This window comes from Rhizorhabdus antheiae (assembly GCF_049889055.1).
Lineage (GTDB): Bacteria > Pseudomonadota > Alphaproteobacteria > Sphingomonadales > Sphingomonadaceae > Rhizorhabdus.
Genome location: NZ_JBLTWO010000002.1, coordinates 595213 through 620989, shown reverse-complemented (window position 1 = coordinate 620989; position 25777 = coordinate 595213). Strand labels below are relative to the sequence as shown.

Genomic DNA, 25777 nt, shown 5'->3' with positions numbered 1-25777 from the left:
GCGGTAACGACCCGGTTGCGACAGGTTCCCCGGAGACGGGGATGAAAAGGGAACGGGGTTCGAGACCCCGGCTGCCCCTGCAACTGTGAGCGGCGAGCCATCGGGCCACATGCCATTGGGATCTTTGCGATCCTGAGAAGGCGGCACGAACACGGCGTTGACCCGCAAGCCAGGAGACCTGCCCGTCGCGGTCGTCCTTCGCGCGGACAGGGTGTGCCGAGCGGACGGGGGTAAACCCGAGAGACGACATGTCTGGACCGTGCTTTGCGCGGGGATATGTCGTGCCTTCTTGGCCCGCTTGTCCCCCTGCGGGTGCGGCTCCTTCGTCATGGGGTGCCCATTCGTGTTGAAACAATTGTCTCTGTTCTGCCTGCTTCTGACCTCCGCCACCTCGGCCGCACTGGCCGACGACGGTCAGGAGGCTCCGCCGCCCGACGCCGCTGCCGATGTGGACACCATCCTGGTCACGGCGACCCGCCTCCCGCTGAGCATCGAGCGCGTGCCGGACTCGATCACCCTGCTCGACAAGGCCGCGATCGACCGCAGCCAGGACATTGGCGTCACCGAATTGCTTCTGCGCACGCCCGGCATCAGCATCGCCCGCAACGGCGGCTATGGCACGTCGACCTCGCTCCGCATCCGGGGTGCCGAGAGCGACCAGACCGTGGTCGTGATCGACGGCGTCAAACTCAACGATCCCTCGTCCACCGGCGGTGGCTATAATTTCTCCAACCTGCTGGTCGGCGACGCGGCGCGGATCGAGGTGCTGCGCGGGCCGCAGTCGATCCTGTGGGGCAGCCAGGCGATCGGCGGCGTGGTCAACATCGTCACCCCGCTGCCCAAGGCGCCGCTCGAAGGCAGTTTCGACATTGAGGCCGGATCGCGCGAGACCGCCAGCGCCCGGGCCGCATTGGGCGGCAAGCAGGGGCGGCTCACCTGGCGGATCGGCGGCCAGGCCTTCACCACCGACGGCATCTCGGCTTTCGCCTCATCCTTCGGCGGGCGCGAACGCGACGGTTATACCAACCGCAACCTGTCGGGTCGCGCCGAACTGGAGATCAGCGACAATGTCCGTGCCGATGTTCGCGGCTATTATGCGCGCGGCCGCAACGACTTCGACGCAGTGGGGGCGGATAACCCGGCTTATGGGACGAGCCGGGAGTTCGTCGGCTATGCTGGCCTGAACGTCGACCTGTTCGACAAGCGGCTGCGCAACCGCTTTGCTTATGGCTATACCGACACCAACCGCGACAATTATGACCCGCGCAACCAGCGGGCCAAGACCTTCGATGCCGCCGGGCGCAACCAGCGGCTCGAATATCAGGGCAGCTTTGCGATCAGCGAGCGCGACATCCTGATCTTCGGGGTCGAGAATGAGCGCTCGCGCTTCCGCAGCGTTTCGCCTCCGGCCTCCTTGTCGACGCCCATCCCAGCGCCTGTGAGCGGCAAGAGCGAGATCACCGCAGTCTACGGACAGCTCAGCCTGCAGCCGATCACGGCACTCACGCTCAACGCCGGGGTGCGTCGTGACGATCACGCGCGCTACGGCGCCAAGACCCTGTTTTCTGCCGGCGGCGTGGTCAATTTGTCGACCGGCACGCGGATCAGGGCCAGCTATGGCGAGGGGTTCAAGGCGCCGACGCTCTATCAGCTCTATTCGGAATATGGGAACGACGCCCTGTCTCCCGAGCGGGCGCATGGCTGGGAAGCGGGTGCCGAACAGCGGCTGTTCGGAAACCGCGCGCAGATCGGAGCGGTCTGGTTCGAGCGCACCAGCCGGGACCTGATCGTCTATATCGGTTGCTCGAGCAGTTCGACCACGCCGCTCTGCTTCCAGCCCGGCACAACGATCCGCCGTTTCGGCTATTATCAGAATGTGTCGCGGGCGAAGGCCCAGGGCATCGAGGCGCAGGCCAGTCTGACGCCGGTGGCCGGCCTGTCGATCGACGCCAATTACACGTGGACTATGGCCGAGGACCGGTCGCCCGGAACCGCCAATTTCGGCAAATGGCTTCCCCGCCGACCGCGCCAGCAGGCCAATGGCTCGATCAGCTACGCCTGGCCGATGGGTCTTACCACCGGCGTCGCGCTGCGCTGGTCGGGACATAGCTTCGACAACGCATCGAACAGCCAGCGGCTCGACGATTACACGCTGGTCGATCTGCGCGCCGAATATGCGCTGTCCGATCAGCTGCGCCTGTTCGCCCGCGTCGAGAACCTGTTCGATGAGGGCTATATGACGGCCTATCGCTACGGCGCTCTCGGTCGCAGCATCTATGCCGGCGTGCGGGGACGCTTCTGATGCGAATCTCCCCCGCATCGAGGATCTCGCTTCGGCGGGGGAAGGGCGGCGGTCGCATCCTGAGGATGCGGCCGCTTCCCGCTGCCGTCCAATATAGAGACGGGAGGACGGCATGACCTTTCAACCGGTCGGATCGGGCCTCTCGATCGTCGCGTGCAGCACCTGCAGATTGTCCCCGGAACAGCGCGGAGAGGGCGACGGGCGCGGCGGCGGTGCGCTGTTCGGTCAGATGCTGAAGACCGTCCGCGACTGCGACCCGCGCTACCAGGGGATAGACATCCAGGCGATGCCCTGCCTCTTCGCTTGCGGTGAGCCTGTGGCGGTGCATCTGCGGGCGGCGGGCAAGTTCAGCTATGTCCTTGGCCGTTTCGCGCCGGATGAAGAATCGGCAAGGGCGATCCTCGACTATGCATTGCTCTACGCCGACAGCGACCTCGGCAGCGTGCGCTATGCCGACTGGCCGCAGGGCGTGAAAGGCCATTTCCTGACCCGCTCGCCCCCCGAAGGCCATATCCTGCCATGATCTATGCGTCGGTCGATGCGGTCGACAAGGCCCTGCGCGATATCGGTGAGGCGGATGCCGACGCGATCGCGGTGGCGCGTCTGCGTCAGGACAGTCTGACCAAGCCGAGAGGATCACTCGGCAGACTGGAGGAACTGGCACTGTTCATGGCCGGTTGGCAGGGCAGACCGATCCCGACGTTCGACAAAGGGAAGGTCGTAGTCTTCGCGGGCAATCACGGCGTCGCCGCCCGCGGCGTCAGCGCCTTTCCGGTCGCCGTCACCGCACAGATGGTTGCGAATTTCCAGGCAGGCGGGGCGGCCATCAATGCGCTCGCCTGCGCCGCAGGTCTCGCGCTGGAGGTCGTCGCGATCGAACTCGATCGACCGACCGCCGACTTCACCGAAGGGCCGGCGCTCTTGGTCGACGAATGCCTCGAAGCGCTGTCGATCGGTGCGGGGACGGTATCCCCGGACCTCGATCTGATCGTGCTCGGCGAAATGGGCATCGGCAATTCGACGGCAGCGGCCGTGCTCGCAGCGCGCAGTTTCGGGGGCGCAGTAGCGCTGTGGACCGGGCCAGGGACCGGCGTCGACGATGCCGGGATGGCACGCAAGATCGCGGTGGTCGAGGCGGGGCTGGCGCGGCATCGCGACGCTCCGTCCACGGCCTTCGAGACGCTGCGTCGTCTGGGCGGTCGTGAGATCGTGGCGATTGCCGGCGCCGTCCTGCACGCGCGGCAATTGCGCGTCCCCGTCCTTCTCGACGGCTATATCTGCTGTGCCGCCATCGCTCCCCTTGCAGCGGACAATCCGGCGATCACGGCCCATTGCCTCGCCGGCCACCGATCGGCGGAACCCGGCCACATCCGCCTGCTCGAGCGGCTCGGCCTGCGCCCCTTGCTCGACCTCGACATGCGCCTGGGAGAGGGGAGTGGCGCGGCGCTCGCGGCGATGCTGGTCCGGGCGGCGCTCGACGCCCATGCCGGCATGGCGAGCTTCGCGGAAGCGGGGGTCGCTGACCGCGCATGAGACCGTTCGCGCTGCATCTTCTGCGTCACGGGGCGACCGCCGATGGCGGGCGGTTCAACGGGCGCACCGATGTGGTACCGACGGCGTCCGGAATAGGCGATTGCCTCGAACAGGTTGCGGACCTGAGCTTCGACCTGGTGGTAAGTTCGGACCTGCAGCGCTGTGCCGTCGCCGCCGAACGCATCGCTCAGGCGTATCGCGTCGACCTGCGGATCGATCCGGCCTGGCGCGAACTCGATTTCGGGCGCTGGGACGGGTTGGACGCTCGCGACCTCGATCCCGCCGCTTTGTCCCGCTTCTGGGACGATCCCGATCGACATCCGCCGGATGAAGGCGAGCGATGGTCCGATCTCGTCCGCCGCGTGGCGGATGCGCTGGCCGATATGGAGCGCCGTTCGACCCTGGTGGTCGCCCATGGCGGATCGATCCGCGCAGCGCTCGCGCATCTTTGCGGCTTCGACATGCGGCAGGTCTGGGCCTTCCAGCTGGGCAATGCCGCGCTGATCAGCCTCGAAATCTGGCCGGGCGATGGTGGCGTCGCGCAGATCGTGGGATTGCGCGCATGAAGGGGCTCGTTGCGGCCCTCCTGTTCATGACGCGCCTGCCGCTGCCACGGCGCATCGCGCGCATTGCGGACTTCGACCGGCTCATGCCCTGGTTGCCTGCAGCCGGGCTGGTCGTAGGCGTGCCGGTCATGGCGTCGGGCTTGTTGCTATACCCCCATGATCCCTGGGTCGCCGCGCTGTTCGCGCTGCTGGCCTGGATCGGTATGACCGGCGCGCTGCACCTCGACGGGCTGGCGGATGTCGTCGACGGCCTCGGCGCGGCGCATGGCGACCCCGAGCGGCTGTCGAAGGTCATGGCCGACCCGCATATCGGCAGCTTCGGCGTCGTCGCCATCGGGGCGCAGATCGCGACGAAGCTGGTCCTGCTGCACGCTGCCATTGTCGGCGAAGCCTGGCTTCCTCTGCTGTTCATACCCGTCGTGGCAAGGATCGGCCCGATCTTCTGGACGTTGAGCCTGCCGCCGCTCCATGGCGGTCTCGCGAGCGGCCTCCGCAGCGGCACGAAGCCTCGGCATCTTTTGATCTGGCTGGGTCTGCTCGGGCTGTCCTCAATCATCGCGCCGGTTCCACTGGCTGCGCTTCCTGCCCTGATCGCCTGGCATGTCTTCGTATCGCGCAAGCTTGGCGGCATTTCGGGCGACAGCCATGGCGCCGGGATAGAGCTGACCGAGAGTTGGCTGCTGCTGTGCGTCGTCGCTGCGGGCTGGGTGCGATGATCGAGCGCTGGACCTGGCATGGCGGCGCCATCACGGCCGCGCGCGACCGTTTTGGCGGCGCGGAAAGCGATTGGCTCGACCTCTCGACTGGTATCAATCCACGGCCCTGGCCGATCCCGCCATCGCTGTCGATCGACTGGGCACGGCTGCCTCACGACGAGGCGCTGGCCGGTCTGGAAGAGGCTGCTGCAGCATATTTCGGATGTGATGCCGCTTATGTCTGTGCAGTTCCGGGCAGCGAGATCGCACTTCGCCTGATCGGCGGCCTGCTGGACGGGGCGGGCACAGTCGTCGAACCCAGCTATCGCACCCATGTCGAAATGTTCGACCGGGCGGAATGCGTCACTCTCGTTCGGGCGATCGGCGGCGCAGGCACGGGCATGGCGATCGTCCTCGCCAATCCGAACAACCCCGATGGCAGGATCATCGACCGCGGCATCCTGCTTGCCTTGCAAGACGCCAAGAGTAGCCGCTGGCTCGTGGTGGACGAGGCCTATGCCGATACTCGCCCGGAGGTAAGTCTCGCCGGGGACATGTCCTCGCACCGGAAGCTGATCGTGCTGCGCTCCTTCGGCAAATTCTTTGGCCTGGCAGGTCTGAGGCTCGGCTTCGTGATCGGACCTCCGGATTTCCTGTCCCGTTTGCGTTCGATGCTCGGCGCCTGGCCAGTGAGCGCGGCGGCTGTCGCCATCGGCAGCCATGCCTATCGCGATCGGCTGTGGATCGCGGAAACCCGGGCGCGGCTTCCGGCCGATGCGGCGCGGCTCGATTGCGTTCTCGAACGACACGGCCTCGCACCGCGCGGCGCTTGCCCGCTTTTTCGGCTGGTCGAAACCGAACGGGCTGATAGCCTGTTCGAACATTTGGCGCGTCGCCACATTCTGGTGCGCCCCTTTGCCGAACATCCGCACTGGCTGCGCATCGGTATGCCGCGCGACGATGCCGCCCTCGACCGGCTCGATCGGGCGCTTGCCGGTGGCTGAGCCGGTCGCGGTTCTCGCGCTGGCGCTTGACGCTACGCTGGGCTGGCCGGACCGGCTCTATCGCCGGATCGGCCACCCGGTGGGCAGCTTCGCGCGGCTGATCGCGCTGTGCGAAGGCCGCTGGAACCGGCCCACATGGAGCGCAAAACGTCGTCGCATCCACGGGGGGCTGACGGTGCTGCTCCTCGTCTTGCTGGTCGGCGCCGGTCTGATCGCGATTGAAAGCCTCTGTCGGATCGTGTTCGGCCGTGCTGCGTGGATCGCCCTCGCGTTGCTCGGCTGGCCCGCGCTTGCGCAGCGCAGCCTGTTCGACCATGTCCGCCCGGTCGCGCAGTTTCTCGAGACAGGCGATCTGGCCGGCGCTCGTGACGCTGTCGGCCGGATCGTCGGCCGCGACGTGCAGGTCCTCGACGAGACAGGCGTGGCGCGCGCGGCGATCGAGAGCCTCGCCGAAAGCTGGTGCGACGGCGTCGTCGCGCCCTTGTTCTGGCTGATCATCGGAGGGCTTCCTGGCTTGTGGATCTACAAGGCGGTCAACACCGCCGACAGCATGATCGGCCACCGCGAGGAGCGCTGGCGCGCCTTCGGCTGGGCGGCGGCGCGGCTCGACGATGTGCTGAACCTGATCCCGGCACGGCTGTCGGGCCTGCTGCTCTGTCTGGCGGGCGGTGGGGGATGGCGGGCGCTGGGACGCGATCATGCCAAGCATGCGTCGCCCAATGCCGGATGGCCCGAGGCAGCAATGGCCGGCGCACTCGGTCTGCGCCTTGCCGGGCCCTTGCGCTATGACGGGCAATTGCTCGACAAGCCATGGATCGGTGACGGGCGGTCGGACGCGACGGCGGCCGACATTCGCCGCGCGCTATCGCTCTATGCCCGGGCGTGCGGACTTCTCTGGATCATTGCAGGAGGATGGGCATGGCTGCGCTGATGCTGCAGGGCACGGGTTCCGATGTCGGCAAGTCGGTGCTCGTCGCGGGGCTCTGTCGCGCGCTCGTCAACCGGGGCTTGTCGGTGCGGCCATTCAAACCCCAGAATATGTCCAACAACGCCGCGGTAACGATCGACGGCGGCGAGATCGGCCGCGCGCAGGCGCTTCAGGCGATCGCCTGCCGAGTGCCGCCGCACAGCGATTTCAATCCGGTGCTGCTGAAGCCGCAGGCCGACCGCACGTCGCAATTGATCGTCCATGGCAAGGTCCGGGGTACGCTGGGCGCCGCCAATTTTCGCGAGGCGCGCCGTCCGCTGCTAGACGAGGTGATGCAGAGCTTCCGCCGGCTCGAACGGGACTGCGACATCGTCCTGGTCGAGGGCGCCGGTTCGCCGGCCGAGATCAACCTGCGTGCAGGCGACATCGCGAATATGGGCTTCGCACGTGCGGCAGACGTGCCGGTGCTGTTGATCGGCGACATCGATCGGGGCGGGGTGATCGCGGCGATTGTCGGCACCCGCACGGTGATCGATCCCGAGGATGCGGCGATGATCCGGGGCTTCATCATCAACAAGTTTCGCGGCGATCCCGCCCTGTTCGAGGATGGCTATCGCCAGATCGAGATGCTGTCGGGCTGGAAAGGCCATGGTGTGCTGCCCTGGGTTTCGGCCGTCGCGCGCCTGCCGAGCGAGGACGCGGTCGTGCTGGAAAGGGACGCCACCGCAGGGCGGCAGGACCGTATCCTGATCGCCTGTCCGATCATCCCGCGCATCGCCAATTTCGACGATCTCGATCCGCTGAAGGCCGAAGCCGGGGTCGAACTGGTCATGGTTCCGCCGGGACGTCCGCTGCCGGCGGAGGCGGCGTTGATCGTCCTGCCCGGATCGAAGGCGACGATCGCCGACCTTGCCGCCTTCCGCGCCGAAGGCTGGGACATCGACCTGCGCGCCCATGTCCGGCGCGGCGGTCATGTTCTGGGTCTATGCGGCGGCTACCAGATGCTCGGCCGGTCGATCGAGGACGCGGACGGGATCGAGGGGCCGGCGGGCCGCGTCGAAGGACTGGGGCTGCTCGATGTCGACACCTGCCTCGCGCCGCACAAGATGCTGCGCGAGGTCAGCGGGACCGCGTTGGGGGCGAGGTTGAGCGGCTATGAGATGCATATGGGTGTGACGCAGCGATCGGCGGGCGTCGTGCCCTTCCTCCGCTTCGATGATGGCGGCGAGGATGGCGCGATCGATCCGACGGGCCGGATCATTGGCAGCTATGTCCACGGCCTGCTCGCAGAGGGCGGCTTCCGCGTGGCGCTGCTCGATCGTCTCGGTGCAGCATCGGACGGTCTCGACCATGGGCAGCGCGTCGATGCTGCGCTGGACGAGCTCGCTGAGGCGATCGAAACGCATCTCGACGTGTCGGCCATGATCGATCTGGCGCGAGCGGGCGGGGGGAGAGCGGCATGAATGCGCAGCATCTGCTGGTGATCGGCGGCGCTCGATCGGGCAAGAGCCGTTATGCCCAGCAGCGCGCCGAGGCGACCGGATTGCGCCGCATGTTCGTTGCGACTGCGCAGGCCTTCGATGCGGAGATGCGCGACCGGATCGACCGCCACCGCGACGATCGCGGTCCTGACTGGGAAACCGTCGAATGCCCGCTTGCGCTGGCAGAGGCGGTCACAGCTCATGCCGCGCCGGATGCTTTGCTGCTCGTGGACTGCCTGACCTTGTGGACCAGCAATCTGATCCTGTCCGATGCAGATTGCTTCGCTGCCACGACCCTGCTGGTCGAGGCCCTGGGGCAGGCGGATGGCCCCGTCATCCTTGTCACCAACGAAGTCGGCCTCGGCATCGTGCCCGACAATGCTTTGGCCCGGCGCTTTCGCGACGAAGCGGGCATAGTCAACCAGCGGATCGCCGCAGCGGTGCCGGAGGTCCAGCTTCTGACGGCGGGCATAGCGCTGTGCCTGAAAGGCTGAACCGTATCCGTGTCGTCGCTGCCGTTCGCCTGTCGGACATAGTCGCAAGAGACCTGCCCGAGACGCATTGGGCCGCGCGAAGCAGGAGGTTGCACCCTCTCAAGGAGACGCTTCCATGCCCGCATGGTTCATCATCACCGCCCATGTCCACGACCTTCAACGCTTCGTGTCGCGCTATTCTCCGGCGGTGGCGAAGCTGACCGAAGAGATGGGCGGGAAATACATCCTGCGCGGCCGAGGCGGGCTGGTGCTGGAAGGTGAGGGGGCCGATGGCGCGGCCGGCATCGTGATCGAATGGCCCGACAAGGAAAGCGCGCTGCGCTTCTGGAACTCGCCCGAATATGCCGAAGTGAAGAAGCTGCGCGAAGGTCTGGCCGATATCAGCGTGACCCTGGTCGAAGGCTGACCGCAGGGCGGATAGAGGCCAATGCAGGTCTCTCCAAGGCCTTGTCAGGCGGCAGTCTCTGCTCATCCAAGACAGCGCGGAGCACCAGCATGGGCGAAGCCAGCAGCCTGATCGACAAGTCTTCGCGGCGCTGGGCGATCCGTGCAGGTTCTTTCCTGGTGCCCGTCGCCCATGCGGCCGGCCAGAATGTCGTCACGGTCATGGGCCTGCGCTACCTGACCGACAATCTGGGCATGGCTGCCGGCGCCGCCGGGCTTATCTTCGCAGGCGTCAAGATCTACGACGGTTTCCTGGATCCGGCGGTCGGTGCCTGGAGCGACAACGCCCGGACACGCTGGGGCCGGCGTCTTCCTTTCCTGCTGGCCGGTGGCTTCGCTATGCCCCTGGGTCTGGCGCTGCTGTTCGGCGTGCCCGACCTGGGGTCGATCCTGCTGACACAGATCGTGGTGACGCTGGCGCTCGCGCTCCACGCGTCGGGTTTCACCCTGCTCACGATACCGGGCTTTGCGATGGTCATCGAAAGCTCGGCCGATCCGCATGAGCGGACGCGACTGATGGCGTGGCGCACTTATGGCAATGCCGTGGGGACCTTGCTCGGATCGACCCTGCCGGCCTGGATGCTGGCGCGTATCGGGGCCGACCGTGCCGGGCATCTGGCGATGGCGCTGACGGTCGGCGCGGTCGTCCTTCTCGCGACCACGCTCGCCGTGCGGCTGCTTGCGAGTGCGCCGCGCACCGTGGCCGCGCCCGATGCCCCGCGCGGCATCGATCTCGCTCGCCAGGCGCGTCTGGCCTGGGCGAACCGGCCTTTTCGCATTCTTGCTCTGGCGCATGTCCTGCTGCTGTTCGGTACCGCGATCGGATCGGCGGCGCTCGCCTATTTCAGCCGCCACGTGCTGAAGGTCGGCGACGGCCTGCTCGGTACCTATTTCATGGCCTCGACCGTAGCGCTGGTGGCATCGATGCCGATATGGGTCAGGCTGTCGCGCACCGTTGGCAAGAAGCCCTGCTACATCACGGCGATGGCGCTGTTCGCGGCGTCGCATCTGTCGTGGATCCTGGCCGCACCGGGCGAGGGACAGGTGGCGATCATCGCCCGCGCGCTCGTCAGCGGTCTTGCCGGCGGCGGCATGATCCTGTGCGCCTATGCAATGCTGTCGGATGCCGTGCGCTGGGACTATGTCCAGAGCGGGCAGCGGCGCGAGGGCGCTTTTGCCGGCTTCACCACATTGTTCGACAAGCTGTCGTCCGCCGCCGCACTTGCCGCGATGGGCGGCTTCCTGTCAGCCATGGGCTATGTCTCCTCGGCCGAAGCCGGTGCCGTGCAGGGCGAAAGCGCCATCCTGGCGATCAGGCTGTGCGTGGCGGCTGTTCCGGCTGCCGCGCTGTTTGCCGCGATCCTGGCGGTGCTGCGCTACGACCTCGACCCCGTCGCTCTCGTCGCCGCCGAAGCGGCAATGCTAACCAACGGAGAAACCGTGCAATGATAGGGAAGGCCCTCTTGGCGCTGGCGCTGCTCTGTGCTGCGCCTGTCGCAGCCCAGTCCACCGAGGGCGAACTGCCCCCCATGCCCGTCTGGCCGAAGGGCGTGCCGTCGATGAAGGGGTGGCCGGGCCTCGCGAAGGTTCCGGTGCAGGAGGACGTGCGCGACAAGGGCGAGACGGTCTGGAACGTCACCGTGCCGACGCTTCAGCCCTTTCTGCCGGAACCAGGCAAGTCCAACGGCCTGGCGGTGGTGGTCGCGCCGGGCGGCGGCTTTCGCCTGCTCGCCATCCACCATGAGGGCACGCGCGTGGCCCGCTGGCTGGCGGCGCACGGCGTCGCGGCCTTCGTGCTCAAATATCGCCTGATCCAGTCGCCGCCCGGCGAGAGCAACGATGCGATGCGCAAGCGCGTGCAGGAAACGCTCGAGCCCGGCATCGGCGGCAATCCGGGCGTCGAGGATGCGATCGAAGCGCTGAAGATCGTCCGCGCCAACGCGGTCAAATGGCGGATCGATCCGCACCGCGTCGGCATCATGGGCTTTTCCGCCGGTGGCCATGTCGCGGGGATGAGCATGTTCGCGGCCGATCCGGCGGAACGCCCGGACTTTGCCGGGCTGATCTACGGCTTTCCCTTCGGCAAGGTGAATCCGCCCATTCCGCCCGCCAATCTGCCTTTTCCGGAAGGCACGCCGAAAGAGCCCTGGCTTCAGCCCAAGCCCACGCCCGCGCCCGGCCGCCTGCCTCCCATGTTCCTCGCCATGGCGCAGGACGATCTGGCCGTAGGTGTCGGCTTCCGGACATTTTACGATCAACTCTTCGCGGCAGGCTATCGACCCGAAGTTCACCTCTACGAGCGCGGCAACCATGGTTTCGGCATGGCCGCGCGCGGAACCACGGCGGACCACTGGATCGAGGAATTCGGCTGGTGGCTCGACACGGAGATGAAAAGCAAATGACGTTGAACCGTCGCCAATTCCTCTCCTCCGGCGTCGCCGTCGGCGCCGCCATCGGCGTGCCGCGCATGGCGCTTGCCGCCGAGAAGGCCGATGTCGTCATCGTCGGCGCGGGACTATCGGGGCTGCGCTCGGCCGAAATGCTGGTCGAGCAGGGCCTCAAGGTCGTCCTACTCGACGCGAACAACCGCGTCGGCGGGCGTGTCCAGACGGTCCAGACCGTCGACGGCCCGATCGACGTGGGCGCGAGCCAGGTCGGGCGCGGCTATGCCCGCGTGCTCGACGCGTGCGAGCGGCACGGCCTGAAGCTGATCAGCGAAGACCGCGACCTGCTGACCTTCGGCAGCCATTTTTCGGGGGAGTGGATCGACGGAAAGAACTGGGCCGCCAATCCGCTCAATCAGTGCGTCGGCGACGAACGCAAAATCCCGCCGAACCTGATCGGACAGGCGCTGTCGGCGAAATATAATCCGCTCCAGGAGCTGGACGACTGGCTCGACCCGCGTTTCTCCGAATATGACATCTCGCTGCGCGAGCTTCTGACCCGCAAGGGGCACAGCGCGCAGGCGATCGAACTTGCAGCCTATTCCGCGCCCGGCATCGGCATCGACGAAACCTCGGTGCTGCGGATGTGGCAGGAAGAAGTGCGCGGGCGGATCGAACGGCGCATGAGCGAAGCGGCGGCGACCCCATCGGCCGAGAGCGGTGCCAAGCGCGACCACGCCTTCGGCGAGGCCAACGACCACAAATCCGTGGGCGGACTGGCTGCGATCAACAATATCGTCGGTGGATGCAGCGCACTGCCGCTCGCAATGGCCTCGAAGCTGGGCGACCGGGTGCGCCTGGGCAAGCGCGCGGTCGGTATAGCGCTGTCCGATACGGGCGGCACGGTGACGTGCAGCGACGGCAGCGTCTATTCCGGCCGCTTCCTGATCTGCACCATCCCTTTCTCGATGCTGCGCGAGGTGGAGATCACCGGCAACGCCAATCCGATCGCGCGTCAGGCGATCACGACCATGCCCTATGCCAACACCGCGCGTCTCTACGTCACGGTCGAACGACCCTTCTGGAAGGAGGATGGCCTGCCGCCCTCGATCTCAAGCGACGGTCCGATGGGGATGTTCTGGGCGATCGACAACCATAGCGGGGAGGGCGCGCATCGCGGCATGTTCGTCCTCGTCGGTCGCACCGCGCAGGCGGTCTCGGTGCTGGACCGGGCCGACGCCGAAGCTTTGCTGATCGGAGAGCTCGCCCGGCTGCGCCCTGCGTCCAGGGGCGCGATCCGCGTCGCGACGTGGAAGGACTGGCTGCGCGATCCGCTGCAGCGCGGCTGCGGGTTCAGCCTGGCGCCGGGGCAGGTCAACGCCTTCGCCCGCGACATGATCAAACCTTGGCAAGTCATGCATTTCGCGGGCGAACATACGCGACGCACCGATTTCGGCATGGAATCGGCGATGGAAAGCGCCGAACGCGCCGCAATCGAAATCCTCGAGCGCACTGCGTGAGCAACCCGGCGCTCGACAACGGCTATGATGAAGTCGTCGTCATAGTGGCCGACGCCGAGGCCACGGCGGGCCGGCTCGGCGTGGTGCTGGGCTATGTGCGGGAATCGTGCGGCAATCCGGATGCCAGCTTCCTCGACCTGCACGCAATTGCGCCCGCCGATGGCTGGCAGGAACTTGTCATCGTGCAGCCGCAGGCGGGGCGGGGGCGGATCCGCCTGTTACAGTCGCCCGGTTCCGTGCCGCCGGTCCGGCGCATGGGCGCTCGGCCCTGGGACATTGGTGGCTTTTTCGACATTTCGCTGCGTTCGCTCGGACCGATCGACGATCTGCTTGCTGGGTTCTGCCGCAATGGCTTTGCGGCCCACGCGCCCGTCACGCGCTTTTCCATGGGCGGAACCGATGTTCTGGAGGCGCTGGCCCATGATGGCGACGGCCTGTGCTTCGCGATGGTGGAGCGGCTTTCGCCCCCGCTGACGGGATGGGACCATATTGACGGACCTGCCAGCAACCCGTTCAATTCGGTCATTCCTGTCGACGATATGGAGGCAGGTCGACGCTTTGTGACCGAGGTGCTGGATTGGACGGTTCTGGTCGATACGGTGCTGACACATGAGGGTGGGCGGAATGTCATGGGTTTGCCCTTGGATATGGCGCGGGAGTGCGATGTCGCGGTGCTGATTGCGCAGGCGCGAGGCCAGATGGAGGGTTCGGTCGAGCTGATCCGCTATCCGTGCGAAGCGCTGGACTTTCGAAGCGACCGGCCGGATTGGCGCGGCTTTGCGTCCTTGTGCTTCCCGGTCAGCAACCTGACGACGCTGCTCGCTCGTGCAGAGAACAAGGGGGCCGAAATCGGGGCTGCGCGACAGGTTCGCTGGGGATCGAACATGATCGTCCGGGCAGGTTGGGTGATGACACCTTGGGCCGCGCGGCTGATATTCTATGAGGGTCAAGCATGAGACTGGGACTGATCGCAGCCATGATCGCGGGGGTGGTGGGGACGACGATCTCCGCCGCCGAACCGCCGGCGCCGGATTATGCGCAGGGTCGCTACTGGAGCACGGTGACCAGCCTGCCGCAGGGCGCAGCATCGGTGAAGGCCATGCGCGGCGTCGACATCTTCTGGATTCACCCGACCACCACGCGGTCGACGACCGACTATAACCATGATCCGCTCGATCCGGCCGTGCTGAAGTGGACCGAAGAAAGCGCCGTGCAGCGACAGGCGAGCGCATTTTCGGCCTGTTGCCGCATCTTCGCCCCGCGCTACCGGGCGGCGACGAGCAAGGCGCTGATGGACCCGGCCCGCCGGGACGCGGCCTTTGCCCTGGCTTATTCGGATGTCGAACGCGCCTTCGACTGGTATCTGGCGCATGAAAACAAGGGCCGCCCCTTCATCATCGCCGGTCATAGCCAGGGCGGGGCGCATAGTGCATCGCTGCTCGAAAAGCGGATCAAGGGGACGGCTCTGCAACGGCAGCTGGTCGCGGTCTACATCATCGGGATCAACCTTATGGACGGCGATCTCGCTCCCCGCTTCGCAGGCGTACCGCTCTGCGCGGAACCGGCGCAGACGGGTTGCTTCGTCCAGTGGAACTCGATCCTGGCGGGAAGCGACCTCACGCCGAACCTGAAGGCCTATGCCGCCGCCTTCGCCGCGCAGAATGACGGCCGGGACGGGGGAAGTCCGCTGTGCGTGAATCCGGTCACCTTCGACAGGCGTCGTCCCCGCTCGCCAGCGTCGGAAGCCAGGGGAGCTGTCGCCGGCGATCCAGGCTTCGGGGCGATGGGAGCGATCAAAGCCGGGGCAGTCGCCGCCGAATGTCGCGATGGCCTGTTGCTGGTTCAGCCGGCGGCGGAACTGGAGCTCAAGCCATTGCCCGGAGGATCGATGCATTTTCACGATGTCGGCCTGTTCTGGGCTGATATTTCCGCCAATGCGACGCTTCGTGCGCGCAGCTGGCTCAAGGCGCATAAGCGCCGCTAACCCATGGAAGACACACGCATGCTGAAACTCACTGTTCCTCTTCTCGCTCTCGCTACGCTGTCCGTGCCGGCCCACGCACAGGATGCCGCCGCAGGCAAGCGGGCCTTCCTGAAATGCGCAGCCTGCCATTCGATCAAGCCGGGCGATCCAAACAAGATCGGCCCGAACCTGTCGGGCGTGGTCGGGCGCAAGGCCGGCACGGCCCCGGGCTTCCGCTATTCGGCGGCGATGAAAGCCAAGGGGGCGGGGATCAGATGGGATGCCGCGACGCTCGACAAATGGCTGACCCGCCCGTCGGCGCTGATTCCCGGTACCTCGATGGCCTTCGGCGGCATTCCCAACCCCACCGAACGCGCGGCGCTGATCGCCTATCTCAAGAAGCCGCTCCCCTGATGATCGGCCTCACGCTCGATCGCCGCGCCCTGCTCGCCGGGGCGGGTGCGCTGTTCGCCGCCGCACCAATCGCAGCCGCCTTCGGCAAGCCCGTCGCGGAACGTCGCTTCATGCTGAGCGGCCCGGGCGGGCGGGAGATCAGCGTCAGCGAATGGAAACCGCGTGGACGGACGAAAGCGCTGCTGCTGTTCAGCCACGGCGCCGCTTCGTCGCCGCGCTTCTACGAGGCGCTGTTTGCGCCCTGGCTCGACGCCGGCTTCCACATTCTGGCGCCGCTCCATGTCGACTCTGCCGAGCATCCCCGGATCAAGGATTTTCCCGGTCTTGCCAGCTGGAAGGCGCGGATCGAGGACATGCGCACCTTGTCCGCGCATGTCGGCGACCGCCCCTGGATTGCAGCTGGACATTCCTATGGCGGGCTGGTCGCGCTGACCATGGGCGGGGCGGCGGCTGTGCCGCCCGAGGGGGTTAGCGGGCCGCTGTCCGACCCGAAGGCCCGGGCCGTCGTCGCCTTCAGCCCGCCCGCGCCGATCCCCGTGCTGTGCACGGCGGACGGCTATGCGAAGCTGGCGATGCCTGCGCTGATCCAGACGGGCACCAAGGATATCGTTCCCGGCATTACGGGCACCGACAGCGAGGGCTGGCGCGGCCATCTCGTACCTTATGAGGCGGCGGCACCCGGTGGCGATCGCTACGGGCTCGTGCTCGAAGGAGTCGACCATTATTTCGGCGGTGCGATCTGCCGCTATGATCTGCCGGGGCCGAAGCAGGTCGAGCGGCTCGCCGATGCAGCGCGCATTTCGGCGCTATTCGTCGACGCCCATGGTCGCGGCGACCATGCGGCCGTCAAGCGCTTGAATGCGCTCGTGACCGACGCCCTGCCGAGGCGGCTGCTGCACAAATAGAGCAGGGTGCCCTGCCAACGAAAAGGGCCGCGCCGGGATATGCTCCGGCGCGGCCCTTTTCTTGATCGGCTTCTCCGCCGTCAGTCCTGCAGCGCGATCTCGGCAATGGTCTGGTTGAAGCCCTCGGCGGTGTGCGCCTGCGCGGCTTCATCGGCGTCCTTCAGCTGGAGATAGAAGAGCCGGCGCAGGAAATCCTGGCGGCGCTCCTCGCGCTCCTCCAGCGCAGCCTGATCGAGTTCGAGCGTTTCGATACCGGCAGCCAGGTCCAGACCCGAAGCCTTGGCGACGCGCTCCGCGCTGTCGAGCCGATCGCGCAGAACCGACAGTTCGTTGGCGAGCGTCATGATCATAGCCATCGCATGATCGAGACCGGGAGTGTCGTAGAAGTCAGGGCGCTTGCCACGGGCGTGGCGGATCACGTGGGGGCGTTCCTGGGTCATGTCATGGGCTCCGGTCATGCCGCCATCTTCTTTTCGAGGGGTTTGCGGGCGATCAGCACCTCCCAGCCACCACCGGGCGCGAATTCGCCGGCGGTGAACTCGCGCTCGGCCACGGCCTCGCTCGCTTCCTGGCTATAGCCTTCGGCGGCGGCGGCGAACTCCATCACCGCCATCGGTGCGGTGTCGAAGCGGACGTCGGCGCGGTCGAAGCCGGCCTTCTCGGCCAGAGCGAACTGGTCCATGTCGCGCATTGCGCCCCAGAAAGGCTCGTTATTGTACCAGGTCTCGTTATCGAGGATGAACTGGGTGAACGGGTCCATCAGGTCGAAGGGCGGAAGATCCGCATGGATCATCAGTCCGCCGGGCGCGAGCAGGCGGTGCGCCTCGGCAAAGATCCTGGGCATGGCCTTGCCCGACGTTTCGTGGAGCAGGATGTGGCTGACGACGAGGTCGAAATGGTCGTCGGGGAAGCTCGTCTCCTCCGCGCTCATCTGCGCATAGTTGACCTCCAGCCCCATGCCGGCCGCACGGGCATGGGCATAGCGCACGCAAGGACCGCCGACATCGATGCCCCACACCTCGGCCTCGGGAAACAACTCCTTGTAGGGCAGGGTGGAGTGTCCCACCGTGCACCCCATGTCGAGGATCCGGCGCGGCTTGAACTCGGGCATGTGGCGCTTGAGATAGTTCACCACCGAGCGGCCCATGTCGTCGTTGTTCGGGCCGGTATAGCCCATCGAGTAGAGATAGACGCCCCGGTCGTAGAGTGCACCGACCGACACATCGTCCTCGCAGACCTCGCTGCAATAGCCGCCTGGCATGCAGTGAATGTCGAGCGCTGTGACGTAACGCGGCGGCGTGAAACCTTCCGGGATGACAAGCTGCGCCTTGGCGGCTGCGGACAATTCGCGCGCCTTGGCGATGAGCTCGGGCAGCTGACGATCGATCGAACCGTTGACCGACTCCCATAGCAGTTCCTGGGCGATCCGGTTGGCGGCCGCATAATGCTGGAAGTAGATGTCTTCGACCATGCCGCTGCGAATGTCGCGGCGATCGGCGGGCGGGCGGCCATGTGTCCTCTCGAACTTTTTGGCGACGCGCGTCTGATAGACCGGGGTCAGGCCGGGCAGCAGGGTCGACTGAATGAAGCCCTTGAAGCTCTTCGCGAACTCCTGCCGCGCCGCTTCGTCTGCGGTGGCCTTGGGCAGGATCGGATGATCCGCCTGCTGAAATGTATTGAGCATGGAGGCGACTCCGTCTGGATCCTTTGCGCGGCCGGAACATGGCGCTTCTTGATGGCTTGCGGCAAGGCTTGGCTCGAATGGCTGTCCGCGTGGCGGATAGCATAAGGCCGGACGCTGCGGAGGATTTGATATCGCGCAACTTTGACCATAGAAATTCCCCCCAACCCCGAGGAATGGGCGCAGATGGACGATCAGAATTTTTCCCGCCGCGAGAGCCTGGGCCTGGCAGCCCTGATGGCCGGCATGGTGGCGTTGCCCGGAACCGCCGAAGCTGCGGCGACCAAGGGCGCTAAGCCCGCCGGCAAGCCAAAGATCGACTTCATCACGAAGATCGACTTCAAGGATCCGAAATGGACCCGCGATACCTATGCGCGGATCGATGCCGACATCGACCCGACCAGGGAGAAATGCGGCTGGATCAAGGGCAAGGCTTACGGCGTGCGTCCGAACGAAAAGGTCCGTCCGCTGTTCGGCGTCGAAGGCTTCAGCTTCGTTCGCGTGAAGAAGCTCGAGGACGGCTCCTATCGGCGCATGCTGCGCGAGGTCGTGTTCTACCGGAACCTCGAAACCGGCGAGATCATGAAGGAATGGGACAATCCCTACACCAATGAACGGGTGAAGGTGGTGCCGATCGCCAATGATCCGTTCAACTTCACGATCAGCGAGTTTCAGCCCGAGGCGCCTTCCTATGGCGGCTTGCAGAAGAGTGAACCGAAGAAGATCCCGTTCCTGCAGGATTGGGAATATGGCCCCAACGGGACGATGATCCTCCACACCGGCATCGACATGCAATATCCGAACGCGCTTCAGCCTGACAAATGGGTGCGCGAGAGTTCGGGTGTCATGAACCGCGTGTCCGAGCACTTCATCTATGCGGTGAAGAAGGAAGACGTCGAAAATCCCCATCTGACCCACATTCCGCACATCGGCGCGTGGAGCCGGATCACCCCCTGGCTCCCCTGGATGCTCATGGGACAGGCTGAAGGGCATATCAGCTACTTCACCCATTTCCAGACTGCGGAGAATGGCGAGAAGGACTTGCCGGCGGACCTCGTTGCCGCTGCCCGGGCGATGGACGAGAAATGGCTGCATGCCCCAACCGAGGATTATGGCCCCTCGCTGTCGAGCCTCGAAAATTATGCGCGCGAGCAGAAGCCCGCTCCGGTCCCTGCGGGGTGGAGCCCGCCGAAGCCGCCGGCTCCGCCCGCGCCTTTCCCGGTGAAGGCGCCCGCGTGATCGATTATCGGACGGTCCCCTCTCTTGCCGTCCGACCGGGCCTCCGCGCGACCGCTTTGGTCGCGCGGAGGCCTTTTCCGTTTTTGCAGACTTAGGGAATGGCCGCGATGGCGCATGGACTGACCGCCGAGGGACGACGGGAACTGGCGGCCGGATGGCCGATCATCCTGGCCGCCGCGCTCGCCATCGGCGTCGGTATCATGGGCATCGGCTTCTATTCGCTGGGCCTGTTCGTGCAGCCGCTCCAGGCCGAGTTCGGTTGGAGCCGCGCCGAGGTATCGGGCGCTGCGGCCAGCCAGCAATTCGGAATCTTTCTGTCCGCACCGCTGGTCGGGTGGCTGGCGGACCGCTGGGGTGCCCGACCGATCGCCATCGCCAGTTTTCTGGTGACGCCGGTGGCGCTCATCGCCTTGTCGCGGGTCGGCAATTCGGTCGTGGAATGGGATCTGCTGTGGCTTCTCGTCTCGCTGGCCGGGGCGGGAACGACCCCGGCCATCTGGGCTCGGATCGTCTCGCTGCGCTTCGATCATTCCCGTGGACTGGCGCTGGGCCTGATGCTGATGGGCACCGGCACGGCGGCAATGCTCGCACCGGCGCTGCTCGGCCCGGTCTTTGCGGACGAAGGGTGGCGAACGGCGGTGCTGGTCATGGCGGGAGCAACCCTGCTGGTCGGACTTCCGGCGAGCCTGATCGTCGGCACGGCTGACCGCCCGGCTCCCGGTGAAAGGCTCCGCGGGCGCTTCGAGGCGAACCGGCAGACGCTAACGCTGCTCGTGATCGCCTTTCTGCTCGGCCTGATCGTGGCCGGGCTCATCGTCCATCTCGTGCCGATGCTGGTCGATCGGGGCATGGCCCAGGCCGATGCCGCGCGCATGGCGGCTGCGGTCGGCGTCGCGGTGCTCGTCGCCAGGCTCGTGGTGGGCTATCTGTTCGACCGCTTCCACGCGCCCTATGTCGCCGCGCTTTTCCTGCTTTCGCCGGTGATCGCTGCGCTGCTTCTGCTGGGGGGCGGGCCGGTGTTGATCGCAGCGCTCATGCTCGGTCTTGCCGCAGGCGCCGAGGTCGACATGCTTGCCTATTTCACTGGCCGCTATGCGGCGCTCCGCAATTATGGCGCGACCTATGGTGGCGTACTCGGCCTCTTCTGCCTGGGGGCGGGGCTGGGACCGATGCTATTCGGTAAGGCCTATGACGCGCTCGGCGGCTATGATGCGGCGCTGTCGATCTCTGCGGCAGCGCTGCTGGTCGTGGTCGGGATGATCGCGACCCTCGGACGCTACCGCGCGCCCGCGGACTGAAGCGCCCGCTTCAGAGGCCCAGCGCGCCGGGGTTCATCAGGCCCTGCGGATCGAGTTCGCGCTTCACCGCGCTCAACAGGCCCTTCGCCCGGTCCGACAGGCGCGACTGATAGGGGTAGGCGCGGCCGATCTGGAAATGCCCGGCACCGAAGCGCTGGAGCAGGGCGACGATGGCTTCCTTGACCTCGTCGGCATAGACTTTCGCCTCGGCATTCGCCGGATAGTCCTTGATGCTCGCAATATGGTCCGCGCCGAGCGTCGCCAGATGATAGTCGGTGCGGGCATCGGGCCAGTAAAGCGCGATCTCGTAGAGGAAGCCCGAGGGACCGACCGGCGAGAACATCGTGCCGGTCCACACGCCGAGACGGTCCATCTCCGCCTTGCGCTCCGCCAGCAGAGCGTGGAAGGCATCGTTGAAGGCGACCGCCTGGTCATGCGCCAGCACGCCGTGGATCGGCACCCAGCGCTCGCCGCCTGGCCCCAATATGTTGAAGAGCGGCGCGAAGGGCACCGAGCGGACGAAGGTCGGCACGGTATTGGCGATCTCGCGACCATAAGCGCCGACGATGCGGCGCAGCTGCACCGCCTTGTGCGCAGCATCCTGCGCGTCGAACCCCTCGACGATGAAGTGGCACATATACTGGCCGGCGCGCATCGGGTTCTCTCCCGCCAGCGCCATCTTCATCAGGGTTGCCAGGCCCTTCAGCTTGTCGGGTGCCTTCTGCATGACCTGCAGCGCGATCTTCAGCCGGGCGCTCATCCCTTCCTGTCGGGCGATCTGCCCCTGCGACAGCGCCAGGTCGAGGCCGAAATGGCTGTCGTCTAGCCGAGCCAGCTGTGCCTTGCGAACACCGGAATGATAGTCGGCGAAGCTGTCGAAGGCGAAGGACACCGCCTCGGCATGCTCGAGGATCGGCAGCAGGGGCAGGCGGATGTGCGCCTTGACCCCGAACGCACCGCAGTCACCGGTAAACAGGCCGGTCAGGTCGGGGCCATAATGGCGCATCGCGTCGCAGGCATTGGTCGTCAGCAGGTCGCCATTGGCGAGCACCACGTCGAAGCCGATGACCGACTGCGCGGAAATGCCGTGCGCGGTGCTTCCATGGCTCAGCGTGTTCTGGCTCATCGACCCGCCGACGGTTGCGGCCAGGCCCGAAAAGGGGCCCCAGAAGGGCGTGCGCAACCCCTTGGCGTCGAGTGCTGCCTTCAAATTGGCCCAGGTCACGCCGGCGCCGACGGTGACGACCGCATTGGTCTCGTCGATCGATATGGCGTCGAGCGCGCCCGTGTCGATCAGCACATGGCCGCCCTCGGGACGGATATAGCCATCGGTATAGGACGCACCGCCACCGCGCGGGATCATCGCGACCCCTGCCTTCGAGCAAAGCCGTGCAAGCGCTTGAAGATCATCGACACTTTGCGGGCGTACCGCTGCGAGCGGCAGGCCGCCGGTGCGATAGACGTCATTGGCGAAATAGCGCAGCCGGTCTTCGCCGGTCTCCACCGCGTCGGCGCCCAGCGCCTGCCGGAGAGAGTGGATAAGGTCGGTCATTGCCATGCGCCCCGTGTCTAGCCTTTGGATATCTCATGCCATGCGACCCGGCGGAGCGGAACCGGTGGGGTATTCTATCCGGTCTGCGGACAGATATGGTTGGCTGGCTGAGACACCGGACCGCAGGCGCATCATGTCGCATCGGTTCGACGGGAATCATGATGACGACGGCACCCGAGATTATCGCTCTGACCATCGAGGCAGCGACGCCCGAGGCGCTAGCGCCCTTCGGTCAGATTGTGGGCCGGGTGCCCGGCGTCACGCCCATATCGGTCGATTTCTACAAGGGGGCTGTGAAGATGAGCTATCCGGCGCGCTTCACCAGCGAGCATCCCGTCGAGATCACCGTGGCGCAGATGGACCGTCGCCCCGGCGAGGTTCGCTATATGGAGCGGCATTTCCAGCACACCCAGGTGTTCATGCCGCTGGGCGGCAAGCCTTTCGTCGCGGTGATGGCGCCGCCATCGGAAGGCGATCTGCCCGAACTGGACCAGGTCCGCGCCTTTTTGTTCGATGGCAGTGCGGGCTTCGCGCTGCATCTCGGCACGTGGCACGAGTTCCCCTTTGCGGTACAAGACGGGACCGACCTCGTCGTGATCCTGTCGAGCCAGACCGGCTATGACCTGAAGGGCAAGGACGCGGTGACCGAGGAGGCGCATGGGCCCGACCTCGACAAGAAGGACATCGTGGCGCGCACAGGCCACGTCTTCCGTTTCGATATTCCGGAGTAGAATGATGGCCGATCGCATCAATCTCGACCGCAAGGTCTTTCCCAAGGGCAGCCAGCCTGTAGTCCTCGGCGACCAGACGACCGACGCCCTCGCAGGCATGGTGCTCGCTCTCCTCGGCGAAGTTGTGGTTCTCAAGGACCGGCTCGACGCCAATGAGCGGCTGTTGAAGGCTGCCGGGCTGCACGGTCCGGCCGACATCGACGCTTTCTCGCCCGACGCCGAGGTGCGTGCGCATCGCGGCGGCTATCGCCAGGCGATCTACGATCGGGTGCTCGGCGTGGCGCGCGACCGGCTGCTGCCCGAGGCGCTGGCCGAACACCAAGCTTATGAGGGCGAAGTCGCCCGCGTCGCCGCCGACTGATCTCCGGAGGAAATATTCATGTCCGAGATGAACCATCAGCATTTCGGCCACGCGGTCATGCCGCAGGCCACCCATGACGAGCAGGCGATGGAGGATCATTTCCTCGCCATGCGCATGTGGACCAACCGCAACCTCGATCCGCTCGATCGCCGCCTGCTCGACGAGGTGATCGTGCCGCAGATCACGGCAAGGACCGGCGCGCCGCCCAAATCCAGTGCGCAGGTGCGCCAGGCGCTCGAAGCGCATCCGTTTCACCAGCTCTGGCTGACCCTGTCGCTCTTCTATCAGGATCGTATCTGGCAGGTGCTTGACGGCGCGATCGACCGGCAGTTCGACGAACTGGCCGCGAAGGTCGAGGCCCAGGTCGCATCGCCCAAAGGCAGCTTGAGGCTGAATCCAGATCTCGAAATCCCGCGCTACATTGCCGCGATCGACCATCATCGCATGCCGGGCAGCTATACGGTCGACACGGCCGACAAGGATTTCCGGGCGGGTGCGCTCTATGATCGCTTCGCCTCGACCTATTTGCGCAACCTCAACGGCGGGTGGAAGAATGACGGGCGTGGCCACACGCTGGCGAGCCATGTCCATGATTTCTATCCGGATCTGAAGCCCCGCCGAATCCTCGATCTCGGCTGCTCGGTCGGCCATTCGACCGTCGCCATCGCCCAGGCCTTTCCGGACGCCGAAATCCATGCGATCGACGTCGGCGCGCCGATGCTGCGCTATGGCCATGCCCGCGCCGAGGCGATGGGCGTCGCGATCCATTTCAGCCAGCAGAATGCCGAAGCGACCGACTTCGAGGACGGCTATTTCGATCTCGTCACCTCGTCCGCCCTGATGCACGAGACCTCGGCCAAGGGCATGCGCGCGATCATGAAGGAATGCTTCCGCCTGCTCCGGCCGGGCGGAGTCATGTGCCATGTCGACGTACCGCCCCGGCACGAGCATCTGTCGCTGTGGGACCAGATGCGCTGCGACTTCGAAAGCCATTACAACAACGAGCCCTTCATGACCTCGCTGGCGCGGACCGACTGGGTCCAGGTCGCCGAGAAGGCGGGGTTCGAGCGGGAAGCGGTCGCCGCCGGCTATCGCAAGGGCACCTTCTTCCTGAAGCCCGAGCGGTCGGACTTCTTCACCGAGGGCGATCCGAACGGACGGACGCTGCTCGGCTCCTGGTATGCCTGCTCCGCGGTGAAGTGACATGCCGGTAGAGATTAACGGGCTGCTCAACCACAATATTTCGAGCGAGACCCATCCGCTGCCGTTCGAGACTTTCGATCCCGAAGGCATAGCGCGGATGGCGCGGCTCCATGACGAATGGGGCTATGACAAGGTGTTGGTCGCCAATGCGGCGTCGATGCCCGACAATTTCACCATTGCCGGCTATGTGGCGGCTCAGACCAAGCGCCTGGGCGTCATGCTGGCGCACCGGCCCGGCTTCATCCCGCCGACCATGGCGGCACGGATGCTGGCCACGCTCGACCGGCTCATGCCCGGCCGGGTCGGGGTCCACATCATCACCGCCGCGAGCGACGAGGAAACGCAGGCCGACGGCGACTATCTGAGCAAGGTCGAGCGCTACGACCGCGCGCGCGAATATATCGGCCTGCTCCGGCGGATGTGGACCGAGCAGGCACCGTTCAGCCATGACGGGGACTGGTTCCGCTTCACCAACGGCTTTGCCGTGGTCAAGCCGACCAACCCGCAGATCCCCGTCTATTTCGGGGGCATGAGCCCCGCCGCGCTCGCCGTCGCCGGGGAATGTAGCGACTGCTTCGCGACGTTGTCGGACACCGTCGAGGGCATGACCGAGGTGGTGGCGAAGGTTCGGGCCGAGGCTGCGCGCCATGGCCGCGATCCGCGCTTTCTGATGTCGATCCGCATCGTCATCGCCGATAGCGAAGAGGCGGCCTGGGGGCGCGCCGATGCGATCCGTGACGCGGTCGCGGCCAATATGGGCAAGCTGGCCGTCAACGCGCCGGCGGCCAAGGCCGATGGCTTCCGCCGGACCGAGGCGCTTGCGGCACGCGGCGACCGTCTCGAAAAATGCTTCTGGAACGGCATCAACCAGCTGCGCGGCGGGCAGAGCAATTCGGGTGCGCTGGTCGGCACGCCCGAGCAGCTGACCGATGCGCTGATGGATTATTACAAGGCTGGGGTCTCGGCCTTCATCCTGCGCGGTTTCGATCCGGTCGAGGATGTGATCGCGATCGGCCGCGACCTGATCCCTTCGCTCCGCGCCGCGGTCGCGCATCACGATCTGGAACTGGTGGCCTGAC

Annotated in this window: 26 protein-coding genes and 1 riboswitch; of the genes, 23 read left to right on the top strand and 3 right to left on the bottom strand. The window is 66.0% G+C overall.

The window, feature by feature from the left end; translation table 11 throughout:
• Window positions 1-5 precede the first annotated feature (5 nt).
• Window positions 6-200, top strand: a riboswitch (cobalamin riboswitch).
• Between the two features lie 143 nt (window positions 201-343).
• From ACNI3R_RS07310 to ACNI3R_RS07230, 17 genes are all read left to right on the top strand, one after another.
• A complete protein-coding gene (locus ACNI3R_RS07310; RefSeq protein WP_426181311.1) occupies window positions 344-2302 on the top strand; it encodes a TonB-dependent receptor plug domain-containing protein in 1959 nt (652 codons plus the stop codon).
• A 112-nt stretch (window positions 2303-2414) separates the two neighbouring features.
• Window positions 2415-2825 (top strand): DUF1636 domain-containing protein, encoded by a 411-nt coding sequence (locus ACNI3R_RS07305; RefSeq protein WP_426181308.1) that lies wholly within the window; start codon window positions 2415-2417, stop codon window positions 2823-2825.
• The gene (gene cobT / locus ACNI3R_RS07300) at window positions 2822-3835 is read left to right on the top strand and encodes a nicotinate-nucleotide--dimethylbenzimidazole phosphoribosyltransferase (RefSeq protein ID WP_426181305.1); all 1014 of its coding nucleotides are present in this window, start codon (window positions 2822-2824) and stop codon (window positions 3833-3835) included. Before ACNI3R_RS07305 ends, cobT begins: the two co-directional genes overlap by 4 nt.
• Window positions 3832-4401, top strand: a complete 570-nt coding sequence (locus ACNI3R_RS07295) for a histidine phosphatase family protein (protein WP_426181302.1) — start codon at window positions 3832-3834, stop codon at window positions 4399-4401. Before cobT ends, ACNI3R_RS07295 begins: the two co-directional genes overlap by 4 nt.
• Complete coding sequence (locus ACNI3R_RS07290) at window positions 4398-5117, top strand: adenosylcobinamide-GDP ribazoletransferase (protein ID WP_426181300.1); 720 nt, start codon at window positions 4398-4400, stop codon at window positions 5115-5117. Before ACNI3R_RS07295 ends, ACNI3R_RS07290 begins: the two co-directional genes overlap by 4 nt.
• The gene (cobD, locus tag ACNI3R_RS07285) at window positions 5114-6100 is read left to right on the top strand and encodes a threonine-phosphate decarboxylase CobD (RefSeq protein WP_426181484.1); all 987 of its coding nucleotides are present in this window, start codon (window positions 5114-5116) and stop codon (window positions 6098-6100) included. Before ACNI3R_RS07290 ends, cobD begins: the two co-directional genes overlap by 4 nt.
• Window positions 6057-7031 (top strand): adenosylcobinamide-phosphate synthase CbiB, encoded by a 975-nt coding sequence (gene cbiB, locus ACNI3R_RS07280; RefSeq protein WP_426181297.1) that lies wholly within the window; start codon window positions 6057-6059, stop codon window positions 7029-7031. The genes cobD and cbiB overlap by 44 nt, the downstream gene beginning before the upstream one ends.
• The gene (locus ACNI3R_RS07275; protein ID WP_426181294.1) at window positions 7019-8491 is read left to right on the top strand and encodes a cobyric acid synthase; all 1473 of its coding nucleotides are present in this window, start codon (window positions 7019-7021) and stop codon (window positions 8489-8491) included. The genes cbiB and ACNI3R_RS07275 overlap by 13 nt, the downstream gene beginning before the upstream one ends.
• Window positions 8488-9003, top strand: coding sequence for a bifunctional adenosylcobinamide kinase/adenosylcobinamide-phosphate guanylyltransferase (gene cobU, locus ACNI3R_RS07270; protein WP_426181292.1), 516 nt, complete (start codon window positions 8488-8490; stop codon window positions 9001-9003). The genes ACNI3R_RS07275 and cobU overlap by 4 nt, the downstream gene beginning before the upstream one ends.
• Before the next feature lie 115 nt (window positions 9004-9118).
• Window positions 9119-9409: a DUF1330 domain-containing protein gene (locus tag ACNI3R_RS07265; RefSeq protein ID WP_426181289.1), complete on the top strand. Its 291-nt coding sequence runs from the start codon at window positions 9119-9121 to the stop codon at window positions 9407-9409.
• A gap of 89 nt (window positions 9410-9498) precedes the next feature.
• Window positions 9499-10896, top strand: a complete 1398-nt coding sequence (locus ACNI3R_RS07260) for an MFS transporter (protein ID WP_426181286.1) — start codon at window positions 9499-9501, stop codon at window positions 10894-10896.
• A complete protein-coding gene (locus ACNI3R_RS07255; RefSeq protein WP_426181283.1) occupies window positions 10893-11849 on the top strand; it encodes an alpha/beta hydrolase in 957 nt (318 codons plus the stop codon). The genes ACNI3R_RS07260 and ACNI3R_RS07255 overlap by 4 nt, the downstream gene beginning before the upstream one ends.
• The gene (locus ACNI3R_RS07250; protein ID WP_426181281.1) at window positions 11846-13351 is read left to right on the top strand and encodes a flavin monoamine oxidase family protein; all 1506 of its coding nucleotides are present in this window, start codon (window positions 11846-11848) and stop codon (window positions 13349-13351) included. The genes ACNI3R_RS07255 and ACNI3R_RS07250 overlap by 4 nt, the downstream gene beginning before the upstream one ends.
• On the top strand, window positions 13348-14307 hold the full coding sequence (locus ACNI3R_RS07245) for a VOC family protein (protein WP_426181279.1): 960 nt from the start codon (window positions 13348-13350) through the stop codon (window positions 14305-14307). The genes ACNI3R_RS07250 and ACNI3R_RS07245 overlap by 4 nt, the downstream gene beginning before the upstream one ends.
• Complete coding sequence (locus ACNI3R_RS07240; protein WP_426181276.1) at window positions 14304-15335, top strand: DUF3089 domain-containing protein; 1032 nt, start codon at window positions 14304-14306, stop codon at window positions 15333-15335. Before ACNI3R_RS07245 ends, ACNI3R_RS07240 begins: the two co-directional genes overlap by 4 nt.
• 18 nt (window positions 15336-15353) lie before the next feature.
• Window positions 15354-15728 (top strand): c-type cytochrome, encoded by a 375-nt coding sequence (locus ACNI3R_RS07235; RefSeq protein WP_426181273.1) that lies wholly within the window; start codon window positions 15354-15356, stop codon window positions 15726-15728.
• Window positions 15728-16633 carry an alpha/beta hydrolase family protein gene (locus ACNI3R_RS07230; protein ID WP_426181271.1) on the top strand — a complete coding sequence of 302 codons (906 nt, stop codon included), beginning with the start codon at window positions 15728-15730 and terminating at the stop codon, window positions 16631-16633. Before ACNI3R_RS07235 ends, ACNI3R_RS07230 begins: the two co-directional genes overlap by 1 nt.
• Window positions 16634-16713: 80 nt before the next feature.
• On the opposite strand, the gene ACNI3R_RS07225 is transcribed toward ACNI3R_RS07230, so the two are convergent.
• A complete protein-coding gene (locus ACNI3R_RS07225; protein WP_426181268.1) occupies window positions 16714-17091 on the bottom strand; it encodes a hypothetical protein in 378 nt (125 codons plus the stop codon).
• Window positions 17088-18317: a class I SAM-dependent methyltransferase gene (locus tag ACNI3R_RS07220; protein ID WP_426181266.1), complete on the bottom strand. Its 1230-nt coding sequence runs from the start codon at window positions 18315-18317 to the stop codon at window positions 17088-17090. Before ACNI3R_RS07220 ends, ACNI3R_RS07225 begins: the two co-directional genes overlap by 4 nt.
• 183 nt (window positions 18318-18500) lie before the next feature.
• Between ACNI3R_RS07220 and ACNI3R_RS07215 the strand changes: the two genes are divergently transcribed.
• On the top strand, window positions 18501-19553 hold the full coding sequence (locus tag ACNI3R_RS07215) for a DUF1838 family protein (protein ID WP_426181263.1): 1053 nt from the start codon (window positions 18501-18503) through the stop codon (window positions 19551-19553).
• Between the two features lie 107 nt (window positions 19554-19660).
• The gene (locus tag ACNI3R_RS07210; protein WP_426181261.1) at window positions 19661-20851 is read left to right on the top strand and encodes an MFS transporter; all 1191 of its coding nucleotides are present in this window, start codon (window positions 19661-19663) and stop codon (window positions 20849-20851) included.
• Between the two features lie 10 nt (window positions 20852-20861).
• On the opposite strand, the gene ACNI3R_RS07205 is transcribed toward ACNI3R_RS07210, so the two are convergent.
• Window positions 20862-22403 carry an FAD-binding oxidoreductase gene (locus ACNI3R_RS07205; protein WP_426181259.1) on the bottom strand — a complete coding sequence of 514 codons (1542 nt, stop codon included), beginning with the start codon at window positions 22401-22403 and terminating at the stop codon, window positions 20862-20864.
• 158 nt (window positions 22404-22561) lie between these two features.
• Here ACNI3R_RS07205 and ACNI3R_RS07200 point away from each other — a divergent pair, with 158 nt between their 5' ends.
• Genes ACNI3R_RS07200 through ACNI3R_RS07185 form a run of 4 tightly spaced genes read left to right on the top strand, consistent with a single transcriptional unit; the run spans window position 22562 to window position 25776 of the window.
• Window positions 22562-23134, top strand: a complete 573-nt coding sequence (locus ACNI3R_RS07200) for an ureidoglycolate lyase (protein WP_426181257.1) — start codon at window positions 22562-22564, stop codon at window positions 23132-23134.
• A gap of 1 nt (window position 23135) precedes the next feature.
• Complete coding sequence (locus ACNI3R_RS07195) at window positions 23136-23495, top strand: hypothetical protein (RefSeq protein WP_426181255.1); 360 nt, start codon at window positions 23136-23138, stop codon at window positions 23493-23495.
• A gap of 18 nt (window positions 23496-23513) precedes the next feature.
• Window positions 23514-24698: a class I SAM-dependent methyltransferase gene (locus ACNI3R_RS07190; protein ID WP_426181252.1), complete on the top strand. Its 1185-nt coding sequence runs from the start codon at window positions 23514-23516 to the stop codon at window positions 24696-24698.
• 1 nt (window position 24699) lies between these two features.
• Window positions 24700-25776, top strand: a complete 1077-nt coding sequence (locus tag ACNI3R_RS07185) for an LLM class flavin-dependent oxidoreductase (RefSeq protein WP_426181250.1) — start codon at window positions 24700-24702, stop codon at window positions 25774-25776.
• Window position 25777 lies beyond the last annotated feature (1 nt).

What these genes read in the sequence shown, in the direction of transcription:
- ACNI3R_RS07195 (WP_426181255.1), top strand. Translation starts at nt 23,136, where the DNA reads ATGATGGCCGATCGCATCAATCTCGACCGCAAGGTCTTTCCCAAGGGC.
- cobD (WP_426181484.1), top strand. Translation starts at nt 5,114, where the DNA reads ATGATCGAGCGCTGGACCTGGCATGGCGGCGCCATCACGGCCGCGCGC.
- ACNI3R_RS07210 (WP_426181261.1), top strand. Translation starts at nt 19,661, where the DNA reads ATGGCGCATGGACTGACCGCCGAGGGACGACGGGAACTGGCGGCCGGA.
- ACNI3R_RS07275 (WP_426181294.1), top strand. Translation starts at nt 7,019, where the DNA reads ATGGCTGCGCTGATGCTGCAGGGCACGGGTTCCGATGTCGGCAAGTCG.
- ACNI3R_RS07205 (WP_426181259.1), bottom strand. Translation starts at nt 22,403, where the DNA reads ATGACCGACCTTATCCACTCTCTCCGGCAGGCGCTGGGCGCCGACGCG.
- ACNI3R_RS07240 (WP_426181276.1), top strand. Translation starts at nt 14,304, where the DNA reads ATGAGACTGGGACTGATCGCAGCCATGATCGCGGGGGTGGTGGGGACG.
- ACNI3R_RS07225 (WP_426181268.1), bottom strand. Translation starts at nt 17,091, where the DNA reads ATGACCGGAGCCCATGACATGACCCAGGAACGCCCCCACGTGATCCGC.
- ACNI3R_RS07220 (WP_426181266.1), bottom strand. Translation starts at nt 18,317, where the DNA reads ATGCTCAATACATTTCAGCAGGCGGATCATCCGATCCTGCCCAAGGCC.
- ACNI3R_RS07200 (WP_426181257.1), top strand. Translation starts at nt 22,562, where the DNA reads ATGATGACGACGGCACCCGAGATTATCGCTCTGACCATCGAGGCAGCG.
- ACNI3R_RS07250 (WP_426181281.1), top strand. Translation starts at nt 11,846, where the DNA reads ATGACGTTGAACCGTCGCCAATTCCTCTCCTCCGGCGTCGCCGTCGGC.
- ACNI3R_RS07230 (WP_426181271.1), top strand. Translation starts at nt 15,728, where the DNA reads ATGATCGGCCTCACGCTCGATCGCCGCGCCCTGCTCGCCGGGGCGGGT.
- cbiB (WP_426181297.1), top strand. Translation starts at nt 6,057, where the DNA reads ATGCCGCCCTCGACCGGCTCGATCGGGCGCTTGCCGGTGGCTGAGCCG.
- ACNI3R_RS07295 (WP_426181302.1), top strand. Translation starts at nt 3,832, where the DNA reads ATGAGACCGTTCGCGCTGCATCTTCTGCGTCACGGGGCGACCGCCGAT.
- ACNI3R_RS07235 (WP_426181273.1), top strand. Translation starts at nt 15,354, where the DNA reads ATGCTGAAACTCACTGTTCCTCTTCTCGCTCTCGCTACGCTGTCCGTG.
- ACNI3R_RS07260 (WP_426181286.1), top strand. Translation starts at nt 9,499, where the DNA reads ATGGGCGAAGCCAGCAGCCTGATCGACAAGTCTTCGCGGCGCTGGGCG.
- ACNI3R_RS07290 (WP_426181300.1), top strand. Translation starts at nt 4,398, where the DNA reads ATGAAGGGGCTCGTTGCGGCCCTCCTGTTCATGACGCGCCTGCCGCTG.
- cobU (WP_426181292.1), top strand. Translation starts at nt 8,488, where the DNA reads ATGAATGCGCAGCATCTGCTGGTGATCGGCGGCGCTCGATCGGGCAAG.
- ACNI3R_RS07215 (WP_426181263.1), top strand. Translation starts at nt 18,501, where the DNA reads ATGGACGATCAGAATTTTTCCCGCCGCGAGAGCCTGGGCCTGGCAGCC.
- ACNI3R_RS07185 (WP_426181250.1), top strand. Translation starts at nt 24,700, where the DNA reads ATGCCGGTAGAGATTAACGGGCTGCTCAACCACAATATTTCGAGCGAG.
- ACNI3R_RS07255 (WP_426181283.1), top strand. Translation starts at nt 10,893, where the DNA reads ATGATAGGGAAGGCCCTCTTGGCGCTGGCGCTGCTCTGTGCTGCGCCT.
- cobT (WP_426181305.1), top strand. Translation starts at nt 2,822, where the DNA reads ATGATCTATGCGTCGGTCGATGCGGTCGACAAGGCCCTGCGCGATATC.
- ACNI3R_RS07265 (WP_426181289.1), top strand. Translation starts at nt 9,119, where the DNA reads ATGCCCGCATGGTTCATCATCACCGCCCATGTCCACGACCTTCAACGC.
- ACNI3R_RS07305 (WP_426181308.1), top strand. Translation starts at nt 2,415, where the DNA reads ATGACCTTTCAACCGGTCGGATCGGGCCTCTCGATCGTCGCGTGCAGC.
- ACNI3R_RS07190 (WP_426181252.1), top strand. Translation starts at nt 23,514, where the DNA reads ATGTCCGAGATGAACCATCAGCATTTCGGCCACGCGGTCATGCCGCAG.